This is a genomic window from Rathayibacter sp. AY2B3, assembly GCF_002931755.1.
In the GTDB taxonomy this organism is placed as follows: Bacteria; Actinomycetota; Actinomycetes; order Actinomycetales; family Microbacteriaceae; genus Rathayibacter.
The window spans coordinates 1-975 of sequence record NZ_PSUG01000100.1 but is presented as its reverse complement, the minus strand read 5'-3'; the positions used below and the strand labels follow the sequence as shown (position 1 = coordinate 975).

The window sequence follows — 975 nt, the reverse complement described above, 5'->3', positions numbered from 1 at the left end:
GCGAGACCCGTCGGCTCGACGATCCGGACGACTACTCCCCCTCGCTCGACTTCGCGTTCGGCCTCGCCGAGCACCTCCCGGTGGGCGTGAAGGTGGGCCCGGGCTTCGACCGCGAGCGCCTCCCCCGGGACGCCGAGGCGCAGTGGGTCTCGGTCGACGGCGAGCTGGTCGAGACCGGGCTCTGGTTCGGTGCTCTGGCACGCCCGGGCGTGCGCCGCTCCGCCCTGCTGCTCGGAGCGGCCGGCTCCTCCGAGCTCACCGCGGCGGGTGACAGCGAGGACGAGGAGGTCGGCCCGCTCGGCGCGTTCGTCCACGAGCCCGACGGCTCGGCGATCCGGGCGCGCCTCCTGGGCGAGCTCGCGCGCTCCAGCGGCTCGCGGATGCTCTCGCCCGGCATCGCCTACCTGACGGGCGACGAGGCGGCCGCCTCGCCCTTCCTCCGCAGCTTCCGGGTCCTCGCCGAGCTGCCGCTGGACGAGCGCACGCTGGCGAAGGAGCTGCGCACCCGCGGCGTCGGCGTGCTCGAGATCAAGAAGCGCGGAGTGGACATCGACCCCGCCCGCTTCCGCAAGCGCCTGGGCCTGTCCGGCACCGGCAGCGCGGTGCTGATCCTGACGCGGATCGCCGGGCGCCACCGCGCCCTGCTGGCGGAGCGCGTCGAGCGGCCCGCGCCGGCTCAGTAGCCGGAGGTGCCGGCGGCGAGGGCCACCACGACGAAGACGAGGAAGACCGCCAGGTAGATCAGCGAGACGGCGATGCCGGCGAACCCGGTGATGATCGCGGTCAGCGCGAAGCCGCGCGCGGCCGGCTCGCGCCGGCGTCCGAGGAAGCCGAGGACGACGGCCGGAGCCGACAGCAGGAAGCCGAAGCCCGCGGCGAAGAGCGTGATGACCAGGCCGACGATGCCGAGGATCATCCCGACGAGGCTCAGCGTGCGCGGGACGACGGGCGCCGGTGCGGCCGCGTAGGCGGCGG

2 pseudogenes are annotated in these 975 nt (G+C 75.2%); one reads left to right on the top strand and one right to left on the bottom strand.

The features are described from left to right. Positions 1-683, top strand: a pseudogene (locus C5C24_RS17450) (SAM-dependent methyltransferase); the annotation flags it as partial. Here C5C24_RS17450 and C5C24_RS18150 read toward each other — a convergent pair. Further along, positions 677-975: pseudogene (locus tag C5C24_RS18150) on the bottom strand (hypothetical protein); the annotation flags it as partial. The pseudogenes C5C24_RS17450 and C5C24_RS18150 sit on opposite strands and share 7 nt — an antisense overlap.